Annotated in this window: 15 protein-coding genes and 6 pseudogenes; 5 read left to right on the top strand and 16 right to left on the bottom strand. The window is 47.2% G+C overall.

All coding sequences use genetic code 11. The features are described from left to right. Positions 1-8 precede the first annotated feature (8 nt). The 5 genes and pseudogenes from HA49_RS16355 to HA49_RS16335 form a co-directional block, all read right to left on the bottom strand. A complete protein-coding gene (locus tag HA49_RS16355; RefSeq protein ID WP_169748783.1) occupies positions 9-1,247 on the bottom strand; it encodes a sensor histidine kinase in 1,239 nt (412 codons plus the stop codon). A 103-nt stretch (positions 1,248-1,350) separates the two neighbouring features. Continuing rightward, positions 1,351-2,049 carry a response regulator transcription factor gene (locus tag HA49_RS16350; RefSeq protein WP_038023809.1) on the bottom strand — a complete coding sequence of 233 codons (699 nt, stop codon included), beginning with the start codon at positions 2,047-2,049 and terminating at the stop codon, positions 1,351-1,353. Between the two features lie 78 nt (positions 2,050-2,127). Next, a pseudogene (locus tag HA49_RS16345) lies at positions 2,128-5,228 on the bottom strand (efflux RND transporter permease subunit). Next, complete coding sequence (locus HA49_RS16340) at positions 5,225-6,337, bottom strand: efflux RND transporter periplasmic adaptor subunit (protein ID WP_052752537.1); 1,113 nt, start codon at positions 6,335-6,337, stop codon at positions 5,225-5,227. Before HA49_RS16340 ends, HA49_RS16345 begins: the two are co-directional and overlap by 4 nt. Next, positions 6,330-6,614 (bottom strand): hypothetical protein, encoded by a 285-nt coding sequence (locus tag HA49_RS16335; RefSeq protein WP_038023807.1) that lies wholly within the window; start codon positions 6,612-6,614, stop codon positions 6,330-6,332. The genes HA49_RS16340 and HA49_RS16335 overlap by 8 nt, the downstream gene beginning before the upstream one ends. A gap of 218 nt (positions 6,615-6,832) precedes the next feature. Between HA49_RS16335 and HA49_RS21880 the strand changes: the two are divergent. Then, a pseudogene (locus tag HA49_RS21880) lies at positions 6,833-7,188 on the top strand (transposase); the annotation flags it as partial. A gap of 133 nt (positions 7,189-7,321) precedes the next feature. On the opposite strand, the gene HA49_RS21300 reads toward HA49_RS21880, so the two are convergent. From HA49_RS21300 to HA49_RS21025, 7 genes and pseudogenes are all read right to left on the bottom strand, one after another. Continuing rightward, a protein-coding gene (locus tag HA49_RS21300) for an IS3 family transposase (RefSeq protein ID WP_156994683.1) occupies positions 7,322-8,835 on the bottom strand; the annotation gives its coding sequence in 2 pieces (ribosomal slippage) (positions 7,322-8,382 and positions 8,382-8,835; 1,515 coding nt in all). A gap of 66 nt (positions 8,836-8,901) precedes the next feature. Further along, positions 8,902-9,628: pseudogene (locus tag HA49_RS21515) on the bottom strand (transposase); the annotation flags it as partial. A gap of 382 nt (positions 9,629-10,010) precedes the next feature. Beyond that, the gene (locus HA49_RS16305; RefSeq protein ID WP_245610225.1) at positions 10,011-10,412 is read right to left on the bottom strand and encodes a hypothetical protein; all 402 of its coding nucleotides are present in this window, start codon (positions 10,410-10,412) and stop codon (positions 10,011-10,013) included. A 22-nt stretch (positions 10,413-10,434) separates the two neighbouring features. Then, positions 10,435-10,821, bottom strand: a complete 387-nt coding sequence (locus HA49_RS16300; protein WP_038023796.1) for a peptidoglycan recognition protein family protein — start codon at positions 10,819-10,821, stop codon at positions 10,435-10,437. A 27-nt stretch (positions 10,822-10,848) separates the two neighbouring features. After that, entirely contained in the window at positions 10,849-11,331 is a 483-nt protein-coding gene (locus tag HA49_RS16295) for an Hcp family type VI secretion system effector (protein WP_038023794.1), read from the bottom strand. A 27-nt stretch (positions 11,332-11,358) separates the two neighbouring features. Further along, positions 11,359-11,508: pseudogene (locus HA49_RS21030) on the bottom strand (helix-turn-helix domain-containing protein); the annotation flags it as partial. Between the two features lie 66 nt (positions 11,509-11,574). Continuing rightward, a pseudogene (locus tag HA49_RS21025) lies at positions 11,575-11,804 on the bottom strand (transposase); the annotation flags it as partial. 1,071 nt (positions 11,805-12,875) lie between these two features. On the opposite strand from HA49_RS21025, the gene HA49_RS16290 reads away from it, so the two are divergent. Then, positions 12,876-15,233, top strand: coding sequence for a glucose/quinate/shikimate family membrane-bound PQQ-dependent dehydrogenase (locus HA49_RS16290; RefSeq protein ID WP_038023791.1), 2,358 nt, complete (start codon positions 12,876-12,878; stop codon positions 15,231-15,233). A 429-nt stretch (positions 15,234-15,662) separates the two neighbouring features. Continuing rightward, complete coding sequence (locus HA49_RS16285; protein WP_038023790.1) at positions 15,663-16,463, top strand: AraC family transcriptional regulator; 801 nt, start codon at positions 15,663-15,665, stop codon at positions 16,461-16,463. Here the strand turns inward: HA49_RS16285 and HA49_RS16280 are convergent. Further along, positions 16,450-17,087 (bottom strand): annotated as a pseudogene (locus tag HA49_RS16280) (LysE family translocator). The gene HA49_RS16285 and the pseudogene HA49_RS16280 overlap by 14 nt on opposite strands. Before the next feature lie 154 nt (positions 17,088-17,241). Further along, on the bottom strand, positions 17,242-18,102 hold the full coding sequence (locus HA49_RS16275) for a helix-turn-helix domain-containing protein (protein ID WP_052752536.1): 861 nt from the start codon (positions 18,100-18,102) through the stop codon (positions 17,242-17,244). Between the two features lie 78 nt (positions 18,103-18,180). On the opposite strand from HA49_RS16275, the gene HA49_RS16270 reads away from it, so the two are divergent. Continuing rightward, the gene (locus HA49_RS16270) at positions 18,181-19,392 is read left to right on the top strand and encodes an MFS transporter (protein WP_046791882.1); all 1,212 of its coding nucleotides are present in this window, start codon (positions 18,181-18,183) and stop codon (positions 19,390-19,392) included. Between the two features lie 29 nt (positions 19,393-19,421). Here HA49_RS16270 and HA49_RS16265 read toward each other — a convergent pair whose 3' ends face one another. Continuing rightward, positions 19,422-20,741, bottom strand: a complete 1,320-nt coding sequence (locus HA49_RS16265) for a sigma-54-dependent transcriptional regulator (protein WP_038023788.1) — start codon at positions 20,739-20,741, stop codon at positions 19,422-19,424. Then, entirely contained in the window at positions 20,734-22,587 is a 1,854-nt protein-coding gene (locus HA49_RS16260; protein WP_156994682.1) for a sensor histidine kinase, read from the bottom strand. The genes HA49_RS16265 and HA49_RS16260 overlap by 8 nt, the downstream gene beginning before the upstream one ends. Before the next feature lie 733 nt (positions 22,588-23,320). Here HA49_RS16260 and HA49_RS16255 point away from each other — a divergent pair. Beyond that, positions 23,321-23,869: a sugar dehydrogenase complex small subunit gene (locus HA49_RS16255; RefSeq protein WP_038023784.1), complete on the top strand. Its 549-nt coding sequence runs from the start codon at positions 23,321-23,323 to the stop codon at positions 23,867-23,869. Positions 23,870-23,888: the final 19 nt, after the last annotated feature.

Here is a 23,888-nt window from a genome sequence, read left to right as displayed (position 1 = left end):
TTGCCTTTTCACACAGAAGGACGATAATTACTATTTTCAGCAATGAGTGCAACCTTTAACCCTGGGTGAAGATTTTCAATTTGTAATTCGAAACCATGCAACCTGGCAACAGAACTTACAATTGACAACCCGATACCAGTTCCTGATACATCATACCCTCCGTCTGCACGGGAATATCGGTTAATAATATCAAGGTGATTTTCATCTGTTATTCCATTTCCATTATCCTGGACAACAATATTAGTTTTATTCTCCCTGGAAGAAAAGATTAATGTGATAAGGCTTCCAGAAGGGCAATATTTAAAGGAATTCTCCACAAGGTTGAATATTGCTTCAAATAATAACCCCTTATCAGCATAAATAAAACCATCACTATCGAGAACCTCAAATTTGGTCCCTGTCTCAACACTATAAGGTTCGAAGATCTCCTCTATATCATTCTTTAGCTCAGAAAGATGAAAAAAGGACATTCCGGAATATTTTGTACGACTCTCAATGGAAGAAATTCTCTGAAGTGCAGAAAATCTTTTTAGGATCATTTCTATTTCACTTTCAGCGATGCTCAGGACTTCCTGCTCTTTTTTACCAGTATTGATAGCTGCTAGCTGAGATATGTCACTGATCACACCTCGAAGCCTAATTAGAGGCGAAAAAAGGTTGTGGGAAATATTCTTATTAATGGCATAAATTTCTCCAGTTAACTTTTCAACATCTTCCAGCATAATGTTTATATGCTCTACTAGTGTATCAATTTCATTATTACCGGTCATATTATGAATCCGTTGTCGAAAATCACCCTGACTAATAACCTTGGTAATCTCCTGAATATCCATTAGGTCTCTAACTGTTTTTACACTACGAATAACCCCAACTATCCCAGCACCGAGTGACATAAATGCCAGACATGTTAATGTAGCAGTAAAAATAATAAGTTTTATTTCTGAAATTAGTTTTATATACACCCCGAAAAATAAAATATCACCATTAGAAAGTTCTTTCCTTACCATTCTTATTTCATTGGGGACCCCTGCTATTCTTGCTCGGTAAGGCTTTATCGAGTATTCATTTTTTGGAGGTTCAGTTGTAATATTGCCAGCAATATATTTTCCCGTCGCATCAAAAACCCCTCCATAAAAAACCTGTCTATAATCGTTCGTTAACCTATTATTCAATGCCTGAATCATCTTATCTATCGGCAGCATAGAAATTGTATTCACCTGATTAAATATGGCTTGATCGTTCTGCACAATGAGGATGTTCCTTGCCTGGTAGTAAACTGAAAGAGATAATAGAACAATACATAACGCCGAGACTAAAAGCGCAATAAATGACATTCTAAAGTATGTGGTTTTAAATAGACTCTTCATTATCATCCGGGCATTTAAGAACGAAACCAGCACCTCTAAGATTTATAATTTGCAGAGATGAAGACAACGCATCAAGTTTTTTTCGAAGATTATTTATATGAACATCGATCACTTTCGTACCAGGGTCGAATTTGTATCCCCAGACTGCTTCGAGGATCATCGGTCGGGTAATGAGAATACCATGATTGCGCATTAACATGTTCATCAGCCTAAACTCAACACTTTTGAGTGGCATGTAAACCTTACCAAAACAGAGCGTCTTCTCGATAAGATCAAGTTGAATTCCTTCTACGCTCAGAATACTGGTATCAGTGATTACTTTACTGAAGCGTAGATGAACAAGAATTCGTGCGACAACTTCTTCAGATGAGAAAGGTTTGACAATGTAATCCTGACAACCAGCTGAAATACCTGAAACACGATCATCTACTGAATTCATACCACTTATCATGATCACCGGCGTATCACTCTTGATAGCACGAATTTTTTTCAGTAGTTCAATACCATCGAGATCCGGCAGCACACGATCGAGAGTAATCAGATCATAACTTTCGTTCTCAAGACAACTTATCGCCTCTGCTGCTGTAATCACATGTTGTGCCGAAATTCCTGCTTCAGTCAACGCATGTATTATTTCACGAGCGAAGAACTCATCATCTTCGACGCAAAGTACACTACTCATCAATTATCTCCATACTGTCAGTCATAGCAGCCACTGGGCTGCCATACTTCACAGACCAGTGAACTGCGGGCCGATATATTAAAGCATGGTTCTACCTGGGAGCCATTTCTTCATCAGGCAGAAAAACACTGGGATGAACAGTACAGCCAATATCGTGGCACTTAGCGTCCCTCCTATAATACCTGTTCCTATAGCAATACGACTGTTTGCTCCCGCACCCGTTGCTATCGCCAACGGAAATACACCCGCCAGAAACGCCAGCGATGTCATCAGGATAGGTCGAAGGCGTGAACAGGCACCACGCAAAGCCGACTTACCTGCGTCCATTCCACTGCGATACTCACTTTCAGCAAATTCGACAATCAGGATCGCATTCTTGGAAGATAAACCAATAATAGTCAGTAATGCGACCTGAAAATAGACATCATTATAAAGACCCCTGAGAAAAATAGCGCATAATGCTCCCACTACACCCAATGGGATTACCAGCATGACACAAAATGGCACACTCCAGCTCTCATAAAGAGCTGCAAGACAGAGAAACACAACCAAAATAGATATTCCATACAACGCTGGCCCACTTCCTGATGCAATTTTTTCCTGAAGTGAAAGTGCGCTCCATTCACCGATGGTACCTGGAGGAAGTGACTGTTGAAGTTTCTCTATTTCCGCCATCGCCCGGCCAGAACTGATCCCCTCAGCTCCGGTTCCGTCAATTTCATAAGCAGCGTTACCGTTAAATCTTACAAGAGAATCTGAGCCTCGTGTCCATTTCGCTGTAGTGAAGGCTGATAATGGTGCCATCTTCCCGCCACTGCCTCGAACAAACCATTTGTTTAAGTCATCTGGCCCTGAACGGGAATCAGGCTGCCCCTGCATATACACTTTTTTAACCCTTCCATGGTCGAGAAAATCATCAATATAACTCCCTCCCCAGGCATTACTAATGGTACTGGTAACATCACTGTTTGTTAGAGAGAGCACACGGGCTTTAGTGAAATCGACATTAAAATCGAGCTGTGAAGTATCTGGCAGAGAATTACTTCTAACCATGGACAGCAGGGGATCCTGATGTGCTTTTTTCAGCAACATATCTCTCAGACTAGCTAGTTTGGCTCGTGATGTACCATCGGTTGCTTCAAGCTGGAAGCTGAAACCATCTACCTGCCCCATTCCTGTTACTGCCGGAGGTGTCGAGACCACAATTCGTGCATTGATAATATTTCCCAGCATTCTTTTTGCTCGTGCAGCAACAGCACCAGCAGTATTATGTTCACCTTCACGCAGATCCCAGTCTTTCAGGCGTATAACCGCGATACCAGCATTCTGACCGCTACCGCTATAGTTGAAACCATTAACGTTGAAAACATTGGTAATATTATTCTTTTCGGAGGTTTCAAAATAGTTTCGGATTTGATCGCCAATCTTCTGTGTCTGAGGTAATAGACTGCCAGCAGGTAAGGTGTACTGAACTGTAAGATAGCCCTGATCTTCTTCAGGCAAAAAACTGGTAGGAATAGTGTGGAACATGAAAATAACTCCAGCTAAGATCGCGCCGTATAACACGCACAGTTTAGCTGGTTTACGAAATAGCTTAACAAGACGATGACTGTAACGGGATTCCAACCGGCTATATCCACGATTGAAAAGATGGAAAAAACCTTTTGATGGTGTGTTTACATGGCGTAGAAATGTTGCACATAGTGCAGGTGTGAAAATTAACGCAACCACCACAGACAACAGCATGGCTGAGATAACAGTGACAGAAAACTGACGGTAAATAACCCCCGTTGACCCACCAAAAAAACCATCGGCAGAAAAACAGAAGAAAGGACCACAGCAATGGCTACAAGTGCTCCTGAAATTTGTGACATGGCCTTAATTGTTGCTTCTTTAGGCGACAAATGTTCGAACTTCATGACTCTTTCAACGTTTTCAACCACGACAATTGCATCGTCGACCAACAAGCCGATAGCAAGCACCATACCGAATAGAGTCAGGGTATTAACAGAATAGCCACAAGCTGCCAGTATGCCGAAAGTCCCCAATAATACAACAGGTACTGTCAGAGCGGGGATTAATGTAGCCCGGATGTTTTGCAGGAAAACATACATCACTACTACTACCAATAAAATCGCTTCAAAGAGAGTTTTGACCACTTCTTCTACAGAAATTTTTATAAACTTTGTATTATCTTTGGGATAGACAACAGTATACCCCTGCGGCATATTTTTCTGATATTCTGCAACCCTATTTTTAATCAGAGTTGCAGTATCGAGCGCATTTGCACCCGGAGCCAGCATCACCGCAATCCCCGCAGCCGGATAACCATTCATTTCGGCCTGAGTACCGTACTGTTCGTTGCCAATACTGACTTTTGCCACATCAGAAAGCCTGACAACCGAACCGTCGGAATTCGTTTTAACAATGATATTTTTAAACTGATTCGCAGTTTGTAAGCGGGACATAACGTTGACGGTTGCTGTCATTGCCTGCCCGGGAGCCGCTGGCTGTGCTCCAATGCTTCCGCCAGATACATCAGTATTCATTGACTGCACAGCCGTTTTAATATCCGACGGCATCAGGCTGTACTCAGCTAGTTTGGCTGGATTGAGCCATATTCTCATTGCATGTTGCGAGCCAAAGATTCTTACATCCCCAACTCCGGGTAAACGTGAAAGAGTATCCTGCATGTTACTGGCGACCCAGTCGCTAAGATCTGAAGCCGTCGCTTTGCGTGTTTTATCATATACAGCCATCATCAAAAGATAATCAGGTTGGCGTTTAATCACAACGATCCCCTGAGAAACAACCGCAGCCGGTAAACGAGACTCCACACGTGCGACCTGGTTTTGTACTTGAACCTGAGCGATGTCTGGATTGGTTTTCTGGTCAAAGTAGACGTCAATCTCAACCCCACTAGTCGAACTACTTGTACTGGTGAAATAGAGCATGCCATCAAGTCCGGTTAACTGCTGTTCCACGACCTGAGTAACATTGTCTTCTAGGGTTTTAGCTGAAGCGCCAGGATACGTCATTGCGATCTTAATCGAAGGCGGCGCAATATCAGGATATTGAGCGATCGGTAAATTAAGCAGAGAAATAGCTCCGGCCACCATGATTAAGATGGCAATCACCCATGCAAATATAGGTCTTTGAATAAAGAAACGTGAAATCATGATTCCCCTGACTCCTTTACTTTTTTGACGGTGACATTATCACCAGGAGATACACGATTATTTCCAGCTGTTATAACACGGTCACCATTTCGGAGGCCCTGTGTAACAATCCAGTTCCCTTTATAATCTCCATCCGTGATGATATTTACCTCTTTGACTTTTCCGTTAGGCGTTACAGTCATCACCGATGCCTGACCATTGTGATCAAAAGTCACAGCGTTCTGAGGTACCAGGGCGGCACTTTGATAATGTATCCCTGGCAATATCGCGCGAACAAACATGCCTGGAAGCAGACTACGTGTAGGATTAGGGAAGACGGCTCGTAATTTAATGGTACCTGTAGAAGGATCTACTGCCGCTTCGGCAAGTTCAAGTTTTCCAGCCTGCGAATAAATAGTGCTATTCCCCAACATCAGCCTAACCTGTTCATCCTTACCACCATTATCCATTCTCAGCTTATGCCATTGGTCTGATGGCTCCTGAAGATCGACATATATCGGATCCAGTTTGCGAACGTCGGTCAATGAATCGGATTGATTAGCCGTTACTAGTGCTCCGGGCGTGACCGTCGATACTCCCGCAATACCTGAAATCGGTGAGCGAATTGTGGTTCTATCAAGATTTATTGCAGCAGTCTCAAGATCGGCCTTTTTCTCTTCAATATTTGCGGTGTCTTGCTTGTATGTTGACCATGCATCATCAACATCCTGTTGGGAAATAACATGGCTGCTTAGCAAGCGGTCATAGCGCTGGTACTTCAGTTTTGCAGAAAACAGTTCCGCTTTAGCACTGTCCACAGCAGCAATAGCCTGATCATACGCTGCTTTATAAGACGCGGGATCAACCAGATAGAGTACCTGGCCTGCGTGTACAAAGTCTCCTTCCCTGAAGGCCCGTTTCTCAATAATACCTGTAACCTGAGGCCTAACCTGTGAGATGAGTGTTTCACTTGTTCGTCCAGTCAATGTTACTGATGTTGATACGGGTTGAAGGTGGATTAACTGAGCGAAAACAGTTTTTTTTTCGCTACTAGATGATGCCTGCTCCTGTTTGCACCCCATCAAAGCAGCACACAGGACTATCAGATAAGTGAATTTCATTTCAGACATCAGCAGTACCTTGAAAATATTTTTTAGCACCTAAATAGGCATCAGATTTACCTAGAGAATCCAGCGAGATGATGTTTATTCGATGGGCAGCTAACACAGTTCTTTTTATCTTAAGAACATGAATAGTATCATCCATGTTCCCGCTAATACCGGATATTGAGATAGTACCGAGTTCTCTACCAAAGGGACCAGAGGGTTCGGAACCCAACTGCGCAGCAAATAGACTAAAACTGGGGAAAATAAGTATTGCGGTAATGGCAAGTGTTGATATTTTCATGTTCAATTCCTAATGAGTAAGGAAGAATTTCGTGAACATGCTATTATGTTTGTGGCTATTTGATGATTTATTAAAAATTAACTTGACATGGTTTTTTTAATGAATCAGATTCCAAGCGATACACACGCTTTCTGTCTTGCATGCCTTCGTCAGTGATCCTACCCGCCGATAGTTGGCACGCGACTAAATGAGTAAACTCTCAACCAGAAGTGACTCATATGTCAAAGTCCGTATCAACCAGTAAGAAACTGGGTAAGAAACATTCCCCAGAATTTCGCAATGTAGTTCTGAGACTTGATGAGCGCATCGGTGTGGCCTCTGTTGTCCGTGAATTTAGTCAATACGAATCCCTGCTCTACAACTGGCGCGCCAGATAGCAGAATCAGGCCACCACTTCTAAACGTGAGAATGAACAGGTTGCGGAAGTTACCGGGTTCAAACACCAATGGGCAGAAAAAGACAAGGAGCTGGCCATCCTCCAAAAAACTGCTACATACTTTGCGAAGCGCCTGAAATGAAGTATATCTTTATCGAAAAGCATTGGGCTGAGTTCAGCATTAAAGCCATTTGTCGTGGCTTCGGGTTGCCCGTATAAGCGTCCCTGCAAAAGAAACATTCGCTTTTAGAGATCTTCCGACCTACTGAATAGGTTACCTGAAGGAGATCGCTATCGGTAAGTGTCAAGGTAGTTGGCACCCCGGGTTAATTTAAGCGGCCTGTTTTTCCCGCTCCGGATTCAACGTTACCGCTCCTTCAGGCTGCCAGTTTCTCGTTTTCCCTGACCAGCGTTCAGGATGTCTTTTCTGTGCCTGGCGATACAGTTCATCCCGTTGTCTCAGAAGCTCATGATCTTCTCCGCGATGTCGCTCTGCCGGGGTCACATAGCGTATTCCGCTGTGACGGTGTGTTTCGTTATACCACCGGGTAAACTTTTCCACCCACTGACGCGCATCCGGCAGTGTTCTGAACCCTGATGACGGCCACTGCGGCACATACTTCAGCGTCCGGAACAGTGATTCTGCATACGCATTGTCGTTACTGACCCGCGGACGGCTGTGGGACGGCGTGATATTCAGTTCGTGCAGTTTCATCTGTAGCGTCTGTGATTTCATGGCCGCGCCGTTATCTGCGTGCAGCACCAGCGGATGCCGCCAGCAGCCTTCACGTATGACACTGCGCTGCATTAAGGCGGCAGCCTGCTCACCGCTTTCTGTTTCATGCACTTCATACCCGGTGATTTTCCGGCTGTACAGGTCAGTTATCATATACAGATAATACCAGCGACCACGCACCACAGATGGTAACCATGTGATGTCCCATGACCAGACCTGACAGGGTCCGGTAGCTGTACAGGTTGTCGGGGCTGCGGCCTTTTGCTGACGAGTCTGACGTCCTCTCCGGTGTACTTCACCACAGCGTCGCAGTATCCGGTAAAACGTGGATTCACCTGCCAGGTAAATACCTTTATCCGCCAGCCGTGGCACGATTTGTGACGGCGGCAGGCTGGCATATTCCGGCTGATGGCAGATATCCCGTATCCGGCGTTCTTCCTCAGGAGATAACCGGTTAAAGGGTTCCGCCCTGATGGCTTCAGGTCTGCCGTCACGCAGATTATTCATCCATCGTCGCCAGGTACGCAGACTGATGCTGACTTCCCGGCAGGCGACAGCCCGTCGTGCACCCGACGTTACCGCTTCATTTATCCACAGAATAAACTGCTGTCGCTCATTGTACGGGGTCAGTCGTCCCCGTCGGCTTCCCCGTAGTAGTCCCTGAGCTTTTTTCGCAGCACCAGTATGGCTGCCGCCTCCGCAAGTGCCTTTTCCTTGCGTACCAGCTCTTTTTTCAGCTGTTTATTTTCTTTCAGACTTTGTTTCAGCGCCGCTTTATCACCGGGATTTTCAGTCTGTAAAAATCCCTGCCGCCACTGAACCAGATGTTCCGGATAAAGGCCTTTTTTACGGCAGTATTCTGCCACTTCAGCTTCAGAAAGCGTGGCGGTTTCGACTATCGCGGCAAAGCGCGCCTCTGCTGACCATTGTTCACTGTTTTTTTCTGCGCCGGGCACCGGTTTCCCCTCTGATTTAACCTGATTACGCCAGTTATACAGGGTAGCTTCGGATATTCCCTCCATCTGTGCAACAGCGGCCACAGTCATATTGTAGGGGGGTAACAGTTTTGCCAGTGTTGCAGTCTTACGCTCCGGTGAAATACGTTTCATGTGTCACTCTCTATGCCCTCAGATAGATTTATCAGGAGGGGTGACAACTATGCTGACACTGAGGGACCCCTGGCCGACCTCGATCGCCAGACATTCACGACTAAAATTATCGACTACAGTCAGCGCCCAGATCCGGCGTCCGTTGAACAGATTATCAGCAACGAAATCCATGCTCCGGCACTGATCCACAGTAACCGCTTCCGGCCGTGATTTCCTGTGCCTGGCGGTGACATGCCTGCGGGGACGTTTTGACCGTAAATTCAGTCCTTCCAGGCAGTAAATCCGGTGGGTTTTCTTATGGTTAACCCGCCAGCCCTCACGGCGAAGGAGGATATGAATACGCTCACAGCCATAGCGTATCCGGGTCTCAGCAATTTCCCTTATTCGCTGCGTCAGCGCCCGGTCGTCACGGCAACTGCGGTAGTGGTAAACCGTACGGCTCTGCATCATCAGTTCGCATCCCCGGCGAACCCCGATACGGTACGCTGCCAGCAGATATTCCACGGCCTCACGCTTCTGCACCGGCCTCAGAACTTTTTTCGGATGACATCCTGCAGCATTTCCTTGTCCAGACTCAGATCAGCAACCAGACGTTTCAGACGATGGTTCTCCTCCTCCAGCTGCCTCAGACGGCGTAATTCAGTCACCCCCATGCCGCCGAATTTCTTCTTCCAGTTGTAAAAGTCGCCTCAGAAATCCCCATCTTTCTGCAGACTTCCTCGACCCGGGTGCCGGTTTCTGCCTGTTTCAGCGCAAAAGCTATCTGTTCTTCCGTATAACGTGTCTTTTTCATGCCGGATGACCTCATTTAATGAGAGAAAGAAAAGCCGGAAACTCCACTTTACACCGGGACTGAACAAAGGGAAGAGATCATAACCTTCTCTGGCAATAAGACTAGGTTTGCGCGGGAGGTTATACCGACCTTAGAGGCTATCTCATTCGAGGTATTCCGTCCGATGCTTGAGTTTATTGGATCCAAGTGCCAACCATAGGTAGATCTGTGGTTGGCATAGTGTGATTAGGATTACGCGGAGTTACGCATTTGGGGGGTTGTAAGCGGGAAGCCGCCAAAATTTTGGCACTATGCTGTTCGTTAAATTAAGTTAATAAATTGTGAGAATTAGCGGTAAAGTACGTATCAGCAGACGTACTTTAGATTATAGCGATGTGGATTTTTATTTTGAATCCGACTCATCCTCCGAAGCGTACGTACCCTCAAAAGGATCTGTCCACTTATAATTATTATAAAATAATGTTGCTACATCACCAGTATCCCATAAAAGGGTTGCCCCTCCACTGGAGGAAATCTTCCATTTACCACGAGTATTATCGCTGAATTCGATGAAACCTTTAGCATAACAAGGTGAATAACGTTCATGGATATTGAAGTTTAAAGGTACAGGATATGATTTTGAAAAGTATTCTCTCACATCTTTCTCTGTGATTTTAAATGCACGACAACCATCAATCACATTTATCGATTCATCGTCACTTTTTCCTGTTTCATTAATTTTTATTTCTACTATTGTCCTGGGTGCAGTATGGTCTGCAAAAGCCACATTTATGGTTAAAATCACACCCAATATAGAAAATATTTTTTTACCATCGGGCTGTGCCTGCTTCTGTCTTAACTTTATATGATACTTCAGGATGTCTGAATATTTCAGTCATTGGTACTTTCAATGTGTAAGTAAGTTCTGCTACAAGCCATCTTAACATGTAACATCTGGATCTTATATTGCCGACATGATTTGTGACTTTGAAAACTGAGGCAGTCTGATAAATATTGCCATCTTTATCTATTAGAAAATGAGCACCGTTTGCGCCTGTATGTTTATAACTATTAAAAGAAATTTCTGCTGTGGAGTCACCCGTCTGATGTACAACGATCCCGTTCACTTTATCCAGTTTACCGCGCTCTATTGTACTGAATCTCTTAATAATACGTTCCGCATCCACTAAACCATTTTTATCAACGAATAACATAGTTATATTTCCTTATATCACCTGTATTTAAATGTTCGCATTGGCTTTAATGTCGTAACCCATAGCAACTGTACCCGCTGAATTTCCCTCTGCATTCTGCAAAACGTAATCCATTTTCACCCGTGAAAAAGCGAAACTTACCGTTTCGCGCGGGACCCGCATGGTATTGAGGTAGACCGGACTACCCCGGGTAATGATAATTTCCTGAAGCGTAATGCGCAGATATTCCAGCGGAGAGCCACCTGCTTTTCTTACTGTCAGAACAGCTTCGGGAATATGTTTGCCAGTCAGACAATGCTGAAGAAGGTTGGGACTGGATTTGTCGATATAATGCTCAAAATTAAGGTCCTCAACAGTACATTTTCCCGCACCGCCGCCACTACCGGAATGCATATTCGATGTCTGACTAACAGACCAGTCCCAGTCAAGTACCTCAACCTCTCCTTTATGAGTGGAATCCTGAGATTCACCTTCGATACCATCAATTTTTATAAAAATATCCTGAGCCATAATTCTTCCTTGTATGGGTGAAATGATTTACTGCTTTTCTCTGCCTCGTATAAGCGTCCGGTAAACCGTCGGGCGCGACACCGAAAACAGCTCTGTCAGGTCACTGATTGAGTGTTCCCCCCTGCCGTGCATACGGCACAGCTCCTGTTGCTGCCTGTCTGAAAGCTTTGGTTGTTCGAGTGTCTTCTGTCATCCTACAGGTTTAGTCAGTTTCTCCTCCACATCTTGCCATGACTTCTTGAATGATTTCAGCCGCTCTTCGGCATACATTTTTGAAACGACAGTTTTCTTCTTCCAGCCCTTTCGGCTAGGAGATGAGGGCAGCATCCATCCTGCCAAACTACAAACGCCATTGATAAAAGCTGGCACTGCTGATGCCGTGCTCCCGACAAAGCTCCGGGAAAGGTGTGCCTGCTTCGGCTTGTTTTAAGAATGGCGATAATCTGGCTGTCAGTAAAACGTGATTTTTTCATAGAGTTTCCGCTTGGTTCAGATTCCGAGAAAATTCTACTTATGAACACACCGGTTTTATGGGGAGACCGGGTGCCTGTCTACGGAATAGATCCTTGGTCTGACAAGTTTTGGCCAATTACAGCTTGAAAACGGTGCAAATACCAAGGTTTGATATAGAGTTGATGGCAAAAGAGGTAATGAATTTTATTTCGCCAAGATCTTGCTAAAATGCGAATCAATGTTTGATCGAAATAACCAGCCTTTCAAGAGCCGCCTTATTGATTTCGGGTGTTGGATCCACTTGAGTTGCTCAGGTGATATCGCTGAAAGTGTTAATATTCTATCTTTACATTTAGCGAATGATAGTACTACAGCACCTGTCCAGAAAGTTGACAATATTTTGGATAAATTAGCATTTTTTACTATTATTATAAAAACGAATACTTTCAATGAGTTGTTGAATTTTTTGTCAGCTTTATGTGAACTACCATTCTGATTGACCTGACAATCATTTGTAGATAATAAATACACAGGCCCCTGTTAATTCAGGGGTTTTTTATGCAATTCATATTTTGGAATTTATTAAAACTTACAGGGTTGTTACCCCGATGAAGATCACACAGCGACGACTCACTGACTGAAGTGCGAACAGTTTGCAGCAATTTACCATACTAATGGCCTTCCCGGTTTTTTCACCCGATAATCATATCTTATTCAATGGGTTACTGACCATTCTGTGCCTGATTATTGCCTTAATGTTAAGGCACACACCCTGAATCCTCTCTGTCAGGATACCCTTCATTTATGCATTCTGTTTTACGGATGCCCACAGAGTATTGCGCTATCAAAAACACTATAATTCAGATGTTTGTGTAAACGGTTACCCAAATAATTACAGGTTTTTTTACATCTGTGGCGGCAGTGTGTTTTCTTATATCCGCATAATAATCCCTGGTAATTAGGGGGTTATCACGAGACCTGTGAGGTTTATCTGTTTTTATTTTTTATTTGTAAGCTCATTGTAAACACTTGGTGTAAACGGTTACACTAAGTATTCTGTTTTACTTTTATCCATTAGATGGGTTTTAAACATGTCTCGGGTCTCTACTATACTTCATGGGTTAACACGGATATTTTCGCTATTCTGTGCCGCATGGCTGCTGATTGGCGGCGTGTGGCTATTATCTGTCGGAGGGAGTGCTTACTACCTTATCTGCGGTATAGCCATGGCGATATTTTCTATATTGTTATGGAAGCGCAGAAGCAGTGCATTTTACCTCTATTCGCTTATCCTGATTCTGTCAGCCCTCTGGGCATGGCGGGAGGCGGGGACTGACTTCTGGAACCTGGTTCCACGTCTGGATATCTGGATACTGTTTGGTATCTGGTTGATATTGCCGTTCAGTTACCGGCGTTTTAACACTGCCGGTAAAAAACCATTGCTGGCAATGGTGATTGGCCTCGGGATTAATGCCCTGCTGCTGCTGGGCGCGTCACTGCACGACCCACAGGAAATCAACGGTGTGCTTAATGTCAGTGATAAGCCGCCAGCCGAATCTGCGGCGTCTGCAGCAGACTGGCCGGCCTATGGACGTACTCAGGAAGGGGTCCGTTATTCTCCGCTGACACAAATCAACGATAAAAACGTTCAACAATTACAGGTTGCCTGGCAGTTCCATACCGGTGACCATAAAACAGCGAATGACCCGGGTGAGATCACTAATGAAGTGACACCGCTGAAAGTCGGTAATATGCTGTACCTCTGTACACCGCATCAGATACTGATTGCCCTGGATGCTGCCAGTGGCAGAGAGAAATGGCGTTTTGATCCGCAGCTCAAATCTGATCCGACATTCCAGCATATTACCTGCCGGGGTGTTTCCTATCATGAAATCAAATCTGTTCAGGGCGACTCATCAGCGCCGGCCGCCTGTTCACGGCGTATTTTCCTGCCGGTTGATGACGGTCGTCTGTTCGCGGTTGATGCCTTAACCGGACAACGTTGCAGTAATTTTGCTAATAATGGTGAACTGAACCTGCAACACCTGCAGCCGAACGCTTATCCGGGAGGGTATGAGCCAACCTCACCGCCCATCATTACTGATAAAGTGGTGATCATTGCCGGTTCTGTCACTGATAACTTGTCTACCCGTGAACCATCAGGGGTCATCCGCGGTTTCGATATCGACAGCGGGAAACTCTTATGGGTATTTGATCCGGGAGCAAAAGACCCTAATGCCGTGCCTGCTGACGGGCAGACATTTGTGGCGAACTCACCAAACTCCTGGGCGCCGGCGGCTTATGACGCGCAGAGGGATATTATTTATCTGCCTATGGGGGTTTCGACCCCGGATATCTGGGGCGGTGCGCGTAACGCGTTGCAGGAACGTTTTGCCAGCGGTTTACTGGCTCTGCATGCCTCAACTGGCAAGCTGGCATGGTTTTACCAGACGGTACACCATGATCTCTGGGACATGGATTTACCCTCACAGCCAACCCTGGCAGATATTACCGATGAGCAGGGTAAGACCGTGCCGGTGGTCTATGTTCCGGCCAAAACGGGTAATATTTTTGTTCTGAACCGTGACACCGGAAAACCCGTCGTTCCTGCCCCTGAAACACCGGTACCGCAGGGACCGGCGAAAGGCGACCATCTGTCTCCAACCCAGCCTTTTTCTGAGCTGACTTTCCGTCCTAAGAATAAGCTGCAGGGTAGGGATATGTGGGGCGCAACCATGTTTGACCAGCTGATGTGCCGGGTGATGTTCCATAAACTGCGCTATGAAGGGCCGTTTACCCCGCCGTCTGAGCAGGGTACCCTGGTTTTCCCAGGTGATTTCGGGATGTTTGAATGGGGCGGTATCTCTGTTAACACCGATCAGCAGTTTGCGATTGCTAATCCGATGGCGATGCCTTTTATTTCTAAACTGATCCCACGCGGACCAGGCAATCCCATAGAACCCGGGGCTGATGGTGCCGCCGGTTCCGGTTCAGAGTCCGGGGTACAGCATATGTATGGTGTGCCTTACGGAGTTGAACTGAATCCGTTCCTGTCACCGTTGGGCTTACCTTGTCTGCAACCTTCATGGGGCTTTGTCTCAGCGATCAATTTACGTAATCACCAGATCATCTGGAAAAAACGGATTGGTACTGTTCGTGACAGTGCGCCGGTACCTCTACCCTTTAAAATGGGTGTTCCAATGTTGGGCGGTCCGGTGACAACGGCAGGTAATATCTTCTTTGTTGCTGGCACACTGGACAACTACCTGCGGGCGTACAGTGTCCGTGACGGCAAACTGCTGTGGCAGGCTCGTCTGCCGGCAGGTGGACAAGCGACACCAATGACGTATGAGGTTGATGGTAAGCAATATGTCGTGATTATGGCCGGCGGACATGGTTCTTTTGGGACCCGGCTGGGCGATTCACTGATCGCTTATAAACTACCGTAATTTAACGCCCCCTGTATCCTGAGGGTACGGGGGCCTTTCTAAAGCATTTGACTGGTACGGGATCCATCAGTTTAGTCACACAGCCACTGAGAACTCACTCCTTCCTCACATCAGAAACATGAATTCCGTTGCTGCTAAAACGGTGGGTGGCGTATTTCGGCGGTATCAGATTACTGGCATCCTGGCGTTTGACCCGCAGGCAACACTTCTCAGGTGTTTATTATTACCAATCCCGGTGGTTCAATGACTGTCGCTATTATGCCTGGTGAATCGGCCATGACCGCGGTCAGACACGCCATTATCCGGGCTAAACTCCCTACGTTTATTCTCTGAGCCCTGTGGGGGACGATAACCGGGTGTTGAATTTGTCAGCGCTAAATGCTGATATAAACCCTGACCAATATGATAAATCACAGGGGAAAAATTTCAGTGTTACAGTCCAGCGAGTGGTTCAGCAGGAATGGCATCGAATGTTCCCGGGTGATTGCCTGTGATGACGGGTTTCCCAGACATACTCATGATGAGTATGTGATCAGTGCTAATCTTAGCGGCGTTGAGGAAATCTGGCTGTCGGGAAAAAATTTAACCGTAAAAAGCGGGCAGGTCACCGTGTATAACCCCGCCTCTGTTCAGTCTTCCGGATTTGCACAGCAGAGTGTCGAATTTATCAGTATCCATCTGCCCCAGTCCGTAGTGAAAACGCTGGTGGCACAGGAAAATCTCGGCAGCCGATCTCATGCTCCGGTTCTGCGTGAAGGGGTGCTGGATGATCCGCCGTTGTTTCATGCTATCTGCCGGTTTGCGGATTCGGCCCGTGAAGATAACGACTCTCTTCAACAGCAGGAACTGTTACAGTTGTGCGGCGAATTGCTGGAACCTTCCGTCTCCCTGACGGGGAGTGAAGCACAGCAAATCAGCAGAGTGACTGACTATCTGCGCTGCCACCTGACTGAAAAACCCTCTCTGGAAACTCTGGCGCAGATCGCCGGATTAAGTAAATATCATTTTGTCAGGCTGTTTACCCGCTATACAGGGTTGCCACCCTTGCAGTATCACATGCAGCTCCGGCTACACCAGGCGCGTAATCTGCTACGCCGCAATATTTCTCCGCTGGAGGCCGCGATTAGTCTCGGATTCTACGACCAGAGCCATTTTATCAATGCGTTTCGCAAAATGATGGGGATCACCCCCGGTCACTATATTGCCCGGTTAGGTCTTAGCCGGGGATAAATTCGTGGTAGCCGGAGACAATCACCGTGACTGCGAAGTAACTGAATATAATCGCAGAGGCGATATAAGAAAACTTCAGTAAACGGTTACCCATTAACTTTCCCCCAGGCTGCCAACCAGACAGAGTGCGCAGGTCCAGAGGACTCCGGCCATAAAAAAGCCACCCAGAAACCATCCTGAGGACGCCACACTGTGCTGCCCCATCCTTGAGATTAGTGCCCCGCCGACGGTAGCAAACCAGAGAATGGCCGAAGGCGAAGACATCGCCAGCATTATGCCCCGAAAGAACTCCCTTCTCAGCGAGCGTAACTGAGGGGGGGCTCCGCTGTTCAGTGCGGTTGACTGACGAAAGGCCGCGATCAACATTTTCACTGCAAACCAGACCAGCATCGCACCGCCGCCAATCCACAATACCCAGCGCACGGTAGTGAACTGTAACAGCACCGCCATGCCTGCCAGTGCCAGAATGGCATAGGCCAGATCACCGAAACAGGTGCCAATTCCCAGCCAGAAACCATGAAAATAACCGCGCTGCATTGCCAGTGTCATCATCGCGATATTGGCAATACCGATATCCAGACACAACGACAGGCTAAGTAAAAAACCATTAGAAAACTGAAGCATGGGGTCAGTCCCTGATCATAATTTAAGCTGTGATAAACGCGATAACCGTGGCCACATAAACGAGAGAGAGACCATCTCACCACAAGCCGCTAACAAGGTATTGGAAATAATTGCGCCGCTGGCAGTGCCGGCAATGGCAGGAGGATCTACGCAGTTATACTTTCTCTGTCTGCGGGGCGGGAGATGGGGAAAAATAGCGGGAGGGGGTGATACCAAAGGTCTTTCGAAAGCCGTGAATAAAGGCACTCAGGCTGTCATACCCTACGGCAAGAGAGACCTCGGTGACACTCTGCCCGCTAAACAGTAATTCCAGGGCGTGCAGCATACGCGCCTGTTGTCGCCACTGGCCCGGGGTAATCCCGGTCTGCTGCCGGAAACGACGCGATAAGGTACTCAGTGACATACCGGCCTGCTGAGCCCATTCTTCGATGTTGTGGTTAAGGTCAGGCCTGTCCAGTAACCGATGGGTAAGTTGCTGTAACCGGGATTCGGTGGGCATGGGCAAATGGAACCCTCCCCGGGGGAGGAGCGCTATTTCATGGGTCAGGCTGTCCAGCAGGCTGAGGACATGCCCTGGTTCCAGTAACGGGGCATCTGCCAGCCGACTGATCATCGCGTCGGTCAACGCCGTCTGAGTGAAAATCACCGACACGTCAGGAAACGCCCCGCCAAGTTCTGGTTGCAGATAGAGGCACATCCCTTCAATCGCGCCAAACCAATGAGTACCGTGATCCTGTTTACCGGGGATCCAGCAAAACTGTCCGGGCAGTACACATGTGACCTCATCGCCACTGTGCAGAATGACTAACCCGTGGTGGATCGCGATGATTAATCCCTGCGGATGCTGGTGCTGTTCCAGAAAAGTGCCCTGTTCCCGACGTTTTCCGGCTAACCGCAACGGAGTCACCGGCCGATCTTTATCTATCATTGGCGTCTCCAGCCGCAGTACCGGTGACGATTCTGAGCAATTCTCTGACAGGTTGGCGTTAGCCGCATTTTTAGGGGCCGGGTACACTGTGTTCTCCTGATGTTAACCTGCTGTTTAGTTTAACGGCTTGTTGACGGGTAATCACTTTTCTCTGGAAATAAAACCATGTCGCAGTCACCACTGACCCTCTCTTCAGAAAGGTCATTCTCCTCAGCCCTGCTTTTCGCGGGGATCATTTTGGTCGGCGCCAATCTCAGAGCGGCGATCACGGTCGTTGGCCCGGTACTTTCTGATATCCGGGCCAGTACCGGAATCTCAGATTCCGCGGCGGGCTGGCTTAATGCATTACCGTTACTGATTTTTGCCCTGCTGGCCCCGGCCGCACCAAAGATGGCGGCTAAGTGGGGGATGGAAAGGGTTATCGGTCTGGCCCTGGCATTACTGGTGGCTGGCATCAGCTGGCGTTCCGCCGGAGGCAGTATCGGCCTGTGGGGTGGGACCTGTATCCTTGGGGCAGCCATCGCATTTTGTAATGTATTGCTGCCGGCACTGGCAAAACGGAGTTTCCCGGCGAAAGCTGCAAGAGTGATTGGCGGCTATGCGGCGATGATGGGCGTTATCGCCGCGATAGCCTCCGGCGCGGCGGTGATGCTGGCCAACGGAGATACCGAGGGTTGGCGCCGCGCATTGGGTGCCTGGGCGGTACTGGCCGTCATAGCACTACTGGTCTGGTTGCCACAGCTACGTACCCGTACCCGACCTGTACATACCCGGCTGGCGGCGCTTGATCCCCACCCGGAACAGTACCGTTCTCCCTGGAAAAGCAGTACCGGCTGGCAGGTTGCGCTGTTTATGGGGTTACACTCGACGGTTTTTTATGTGCTGGTGGACTGGTTTCCCGCTTATGCACAGACCGTCGGTATTTCTGCGGCAGTGGCCGGTCGCTGTCTGTTCGTGTATCAGTGTATTGCCGTGCTGGCCAATCTGAGCATGACAGTCATCATCCCGCGGGTTAAAGATCAGCGCGGACTGGGGCTGTTATGTTCGGTACTGATTCTGGCTGGGGTCAGTGGTTTGTATTACCAGCCGACTCAGGCGATGCTTTGGCTGGTACTGGCCGGAATGGGGGCGGGCATTGCGATGGTCGTCTGCTTGTCATTGTTTAATTTACGCAGCCAGGGCCACAGTCAGGCAACGGCATTATCCGGGATGGCGCAATGTATCGGTTATCTGATGGCAGCGGCGGGACCGGCACTGGTTGGGCTGGCGGTGCAGTACACCCATCAGTGGGCCGCTCCGTTTACTTTGCTGATGGGCCTTGCGGCTATCCAGATAGTAGTTTCGATACTGGCAGGGCGTAACCGCACCATTGGCTGAAAAGAGTGAGCGGGAAGGGCTGAGCCCGCTCAGTATTTGATATTGTACTTTTTTAGTTTATCGAACAATGTGCTCTTGGCAATGTGCAGTTTTTTTGCGGCCTGAGTTAAATTGCCTTTCTGATTATTCAGTTCTGAGACTATCAGCCGGCATTCGAAACTCTCGACAATATCCGTCAGTGAAAGATTATGCAGATCGGCATTCTGTTCCTGCTGGCGGTTAATCCCCAGTACAAATCGTTCTGCCTCGTTACGTAATTCGCGGATATTGCCCGGCCAATCTCTGATCATTAACTGAGTGAGAACAGATTCCCGGATTTCCCTGGCCTCACGGTCAAACAGCTCTGCGGCTTTTGCCACAAAATGGCTGAACAGCAATGGGATATCTTCCGGGCGTTCACACAATGGTGGCATAGATATGCTGGCGACATTCAGCAGAAAGTGCAATTCAGGGCGGAGAAGGCTGTCGCTTTTCATTGCTGCCAGTTCCGGCTTTCCGGAGCCGATCACCCGCAGGTCGATAGCAACACGCTGATGGGACCCTGGCCGTTCATAAGCTCTTTCCTGTAATGCGCGGCTGAGTTTACTCTGGATAGCTGCCGGCAGAAACTCCACTTTATCAAGGAACAACGTTCCGCCGCGGGCAAATTCCAGCTTACCGATGCGGGCGGCGGGCGACTCCGCGGAAAAACCCGCCTCGTGACCAAACAATTCACTGTCGAACAATCCCGCAGGCAGAGCTGCGCAGTCCACTGTCACAAACGGCCCTGTCCGGCCACTCATTTCATGCAGACAATGGGCGGTCAAAGCTTTTCCTGTCCCGGAGGCACCGTAAATCATCACGTTTGCCGGGGTTGTGGCAATGTCGGTCAGCGTATTCCTGATTTCGGACATCAGTAGCGAATTACCCAACAGGGTATGTTCCGGTAGCCGGCTATTCGCCAGCTGTCTACGTAGCTGACGTATCTCCTGCTCGAGGCGCCGTTTATCAAGTGCCCGTTTCACCACACTGATAAATTGCTGAGCATTAAAAGGCTTAGGCAGAAAATCATAAGCACCGTTATGCATCGCGGTCACAGCAGTTTCAATATCACCATGACCGGTAATAATGATCACCGGAATTTCCGGAACCCGCCGGTTAAGTTCCTTCTGAAATTCGAAGCCACCGATACCAGGTAACCGCATATCCGTGACAATGATCCCCTGGTGGCGAAAATGAGCAAGGTGCAATCTGGCATCCTCAACCGAAGCCACTCCCAGTATCTCAATGCCCTCCAACTGTAAGGCCTGGGTACAGGCAAGCCTCACATCAGGATCATCTTCAATTAACAATACCGAATAATTAATCATCAACTGTTTCCTTATCATCCGGAGAAGCCAACGGCAACCGCAGGGTAAAACAGGCACCGGAGCTGAGGTTCCCGGCCTGCAACGTCCCTCCGTAGGAGTGAACAATATCCGCCGAAATAGCCAGTCCCAGCCCCAGTCCGTTGCGGGTACGGGTCGTAAAGAATGGCTCAAAAATATGTGTCAGGATTTCAGGCGCAATTCCCGGGCCGTTATCTGCGATAGCAAGCACGGCCTGATCTCCCTGTCGGGACCAGCTTACGCTAATCGTGCCATCTTTCCTCTGGCTGCCAATCGCTTCAATGCTATTACTCAGCAGGTTGACCAGCACCTGCTCCAGACGAGTACTGTTACACAGACACCACAGATCGCCAGACGGTGCCTGACGTTCGAAACAGATCTGCTGTTGGTTGATACGGTGGGTAAGCATGATCAGTGCATTGTCGATACTGGCCGAAACAGAAACGGCCCGGGTCAGGTCATCACTGTTTCGGGAAAAAGAACGTAGTTGCTGACTGATCCTGCCAATAAATCCTACCAACTCTACGATTCGCTTCAGATTACTTCTAAGAATATCCGTCTGCCCCTGTTCCAGAAAACGCACTGAATTTTCGGAAAGTACACTAATGGCAGAAAGCGGCTGATTTATCTCGTGAGCAATACCGGCAGATAGCTGGCCGATCACTGCCAGTTTTTCGGTTCTGATCAGTTCCTGCTGCATTGTCTCCATTTTCTGTACAGACAGAATACGCTCCTGAACTTCTTTGGCTAGTGAGGCATTCTGAATCTCCAGTTGTTGACTGCGTTCCTGAACCAGTTCTTCCAGATGACTGTAGGCGCTCTCCAGTGCCTGCTGATTATCTAGTTTCAGACGGATGATATGTTGACGCTGAATGAATAAAGAGATGACGGTAAAAATAATGGCCAGAGTCACTCCTGTCAGCGCCACAATAATCGCTGCTGACGAATAGACAGAATCTACCGGAGACAGCTGAGCCAGTGTCAGGTTTAATGGGGAAAGGTACTGATTGATCTGAATATAATCCCGGCCGTTATACCTGACATGATAACTGTCTGCCGCGATTTTCTGACTACGATAGCCGGTAAGTGATGGAATAATTTTATTATTGTACTGGTGTGTTCGATCGCTGGCAGCAATCTGCTGTGGGCTGAGAGGACCGAGGGAGTGAAACAACATAGATTCGTCAGAGGAACTGACGATAATATTATTATTATCCAGTAAAAACATTTTATTGAGGTAGTTAGATTTACTGTTTGCCAGCGCCTCGATATCAATTTTTACCACTACTACCCCCAGTTTTTTTCCCTGAGAGATCACCGCGTTAGCCTGGTAGTAACCGGGAACTGACCCGGTGGTTCCGATACCAAAAAAATGCTCAGTCGTGGTACTGATGCTGTTAACAAAATAGGGCCGGAACTGAACATCATGGCCGGTCAGATCTTGCTGACTGGCTGCGATGATTTTGCCATCGGCGTTGGTAATAAATACCGACAATGCTCCGACTTTGTTCTGTATTGAGCTGATTTTTCTGACGACTTCAGCCTGCAACCTGGTGTCATTCTGCTGAGAGAGAAAATGCCGGACGGTTTCATCCAGAGACAGAGCATAGGGGATGAATTCATAACGATGGATATTCAGGGTCAGCTCATGGCCTGCCCGCGACAAGGCCTGGTTAATCAATTCTGTCTGCGCTGACACTTTATTCTGTGCATACAGAAAGCTGAGCACGGTGATACCGGTCATGCAAAGAATAAATATACCTGCCAGCCACCTGAAGTGACGAAGCATTTGCGGATCGGTCTCAGTATGCCGCTGTTCCTGTTTCAAGAGGGACCTTTTCAGTTGTTTGCTACCCGGTTGAAGAAGAGACTGTGCATTCAGCAGGGTAGTGGATTACACCGGCTATTTGTAGCTTTTATGTTTATATTTTGTTTTTGTTTGGTTTCATCGCAGGTTCACTGTCTGTCAAAGCCAGTGAGTTTTTCCTCTCTCCCGAGGATCGTCTGCAACACTCCAGTTCTCCGGACCAGAATTAAATACCCAGGTTATCTATACCAATTGATAATAAATATTATATCTGTTGCCAGAGGTTAAGTTAATACCGTTCGCTTTTCCGGATGATGGTAAATAACTTGTCCGGATTTCCGGATGGTTATTTTAAATCTAAGTAAAAAAGTGCTGTTATTGATTTTTAACTCTGCTGTTTACAGGTTTTACGTGCCATCCCGAACATAAAAGCTATTAAATTCTTATTGTTAACCTGCCATTTCCTCGCTGAATGTTGTTTATTTTATTTTCGAAGTAAATATTTATATGTTTGATTTTAATGTAATTTTTACGGGGTTTATTGTTGGTTTATTTTGTTATCCTATGTTGGTAATATAATTTGTTTCATATTAAAAACATTTGTTACATCTGAATTTACGCATCCTTAAAATTGGGTATAACATTCTGTGATGTTGAATTGATGTTGGTTTTTTATTAAATGAATTATCGGTTATGACGCTGATAGTTAAATCAATGACATCTTTTCTGCTATTAATCTTTGGAGCAATAGTCAATGAAAAATGAAATTATTCGGGATGATTCACCTGCTGAATACAATTTGTCCCGCAGAAAGGTACTGCTCGGTGGCCTTATTTTATTAGGCAGTAGTTATCTGGGGCCATCGCTTCCGGCCTGGGCAGATACATTAAAAGACGAAACTGCCATCAACCAGTTTATGCAGTTATCAAAGTTACTGGTCAATCATCAGCTTGATCCGGTGACAGGGCAGCGTCTGGCTGCCGCGATGATCAGTGGCAACATGATTACACGGCAACAGATAACCAGTTTGTTGGCTGTGGCTCAGGCCCGGCAGGCAAAAGTGGTCGAGGATTTTTTCTCAGATATTCCACAGGGGGAACTGAAAAACGCCGCACTCAGCATTATTTCTGCCTGGTATAAAGGCGTGCTAATTGATGCGCCGGGGGCTGAGGTGTTTGCTTATGAAAAAGCCTTAATGTATCAGCCGACTATCGATGTCATGACCATCCCGACCTACGCCATTACCGGCCCCAATGGCTGGAGTTCCCATGCGGCTCCGCTGGCCGATATGCCGGATTTCTAAATCAATAATATTACCGGTT

The sequence above is a fragment of the Tatumella morbirosei genome, assembly GCF_000757425.2.
Lineage (GTDB): Bacteria > Pseudomonadota > Gammaproteobacteria > Enterobacterales > Enterobacteriaceae > Tatumella > Tatumella morbirosei.
This window is presented reverse-complemented; position numbering and strand designations above follow the sequence as displayed.

What these genes read in the sequence shown, in the direction of transcription:
- HA49_RS16350 (WP_038023809.1), bottom strand. Translation starts at nt 2,049, where the DNA reads ATGAGTAGTGTACTTTGCGTCGAAGATGATGAGTTCTTCGCTCGTGAA.
- HA49_RS16340 (WP_052752537.1), bottom strand. Translation starts at nt 6,337, where the DNA reads ATGTCTGAAATGAAATTCACTTATCTGATAGTCCTGTGTGCTGCTTTG.
- HA49_RS16335 (WP_038023807.1), bottom strand. Translation starts at nt 6,614, where the DNA reads ATGAAAATATCAACACTTGCCATTACCGCAATACTTATTTTCCCCAGT.
- HA49_RS16300 (WP_038023796.1), bottom strand. Translation starts at nt 10,821, where the DNA reads ATGTTATTCGTTGATAAAAATGGTTTAGTGGATGCGGAACGTATTATT.
- HA49_RS16295 (WP_038023794.1), bottom strand. Translation starts at nt 11,331, where the DNA reads ATGGCTCAGGATATTTTTATAAAAATTGATGGTATCGAAGGTGAATCT.
- HA49_RS16290 (WP_038023791.1), top strand. Translation starts at nt 12,876, where the DNA reads ATGTCTCGGGTCTCTACTATACTTCATGGGTTAACACGGATATTTTCG.
- HA49_RS16270 (WP_046791882.1), top strand. Translation starts at nt 18,181, where the DNA reads ATGTCGCAGTCACCACTGACCCTCTCTTCAGAAAGGTCATTCTCCTCA.
- HA49_RS16265 (WP_038023788.1), bottom strand. Translation starts at nt 20,741, where the DNA reads ATGATTAATTATTCGGTATTGTTAATTGAAGATGATCCTGATGTGAGG.
- HA49_RS16255 (WP_038023784.1), top strand. Translation starts at nt 23,321, where the DNA reads ATGAAAAATGAAATTATTCGGGATGATTCACCTGCTGAATACAATTTG.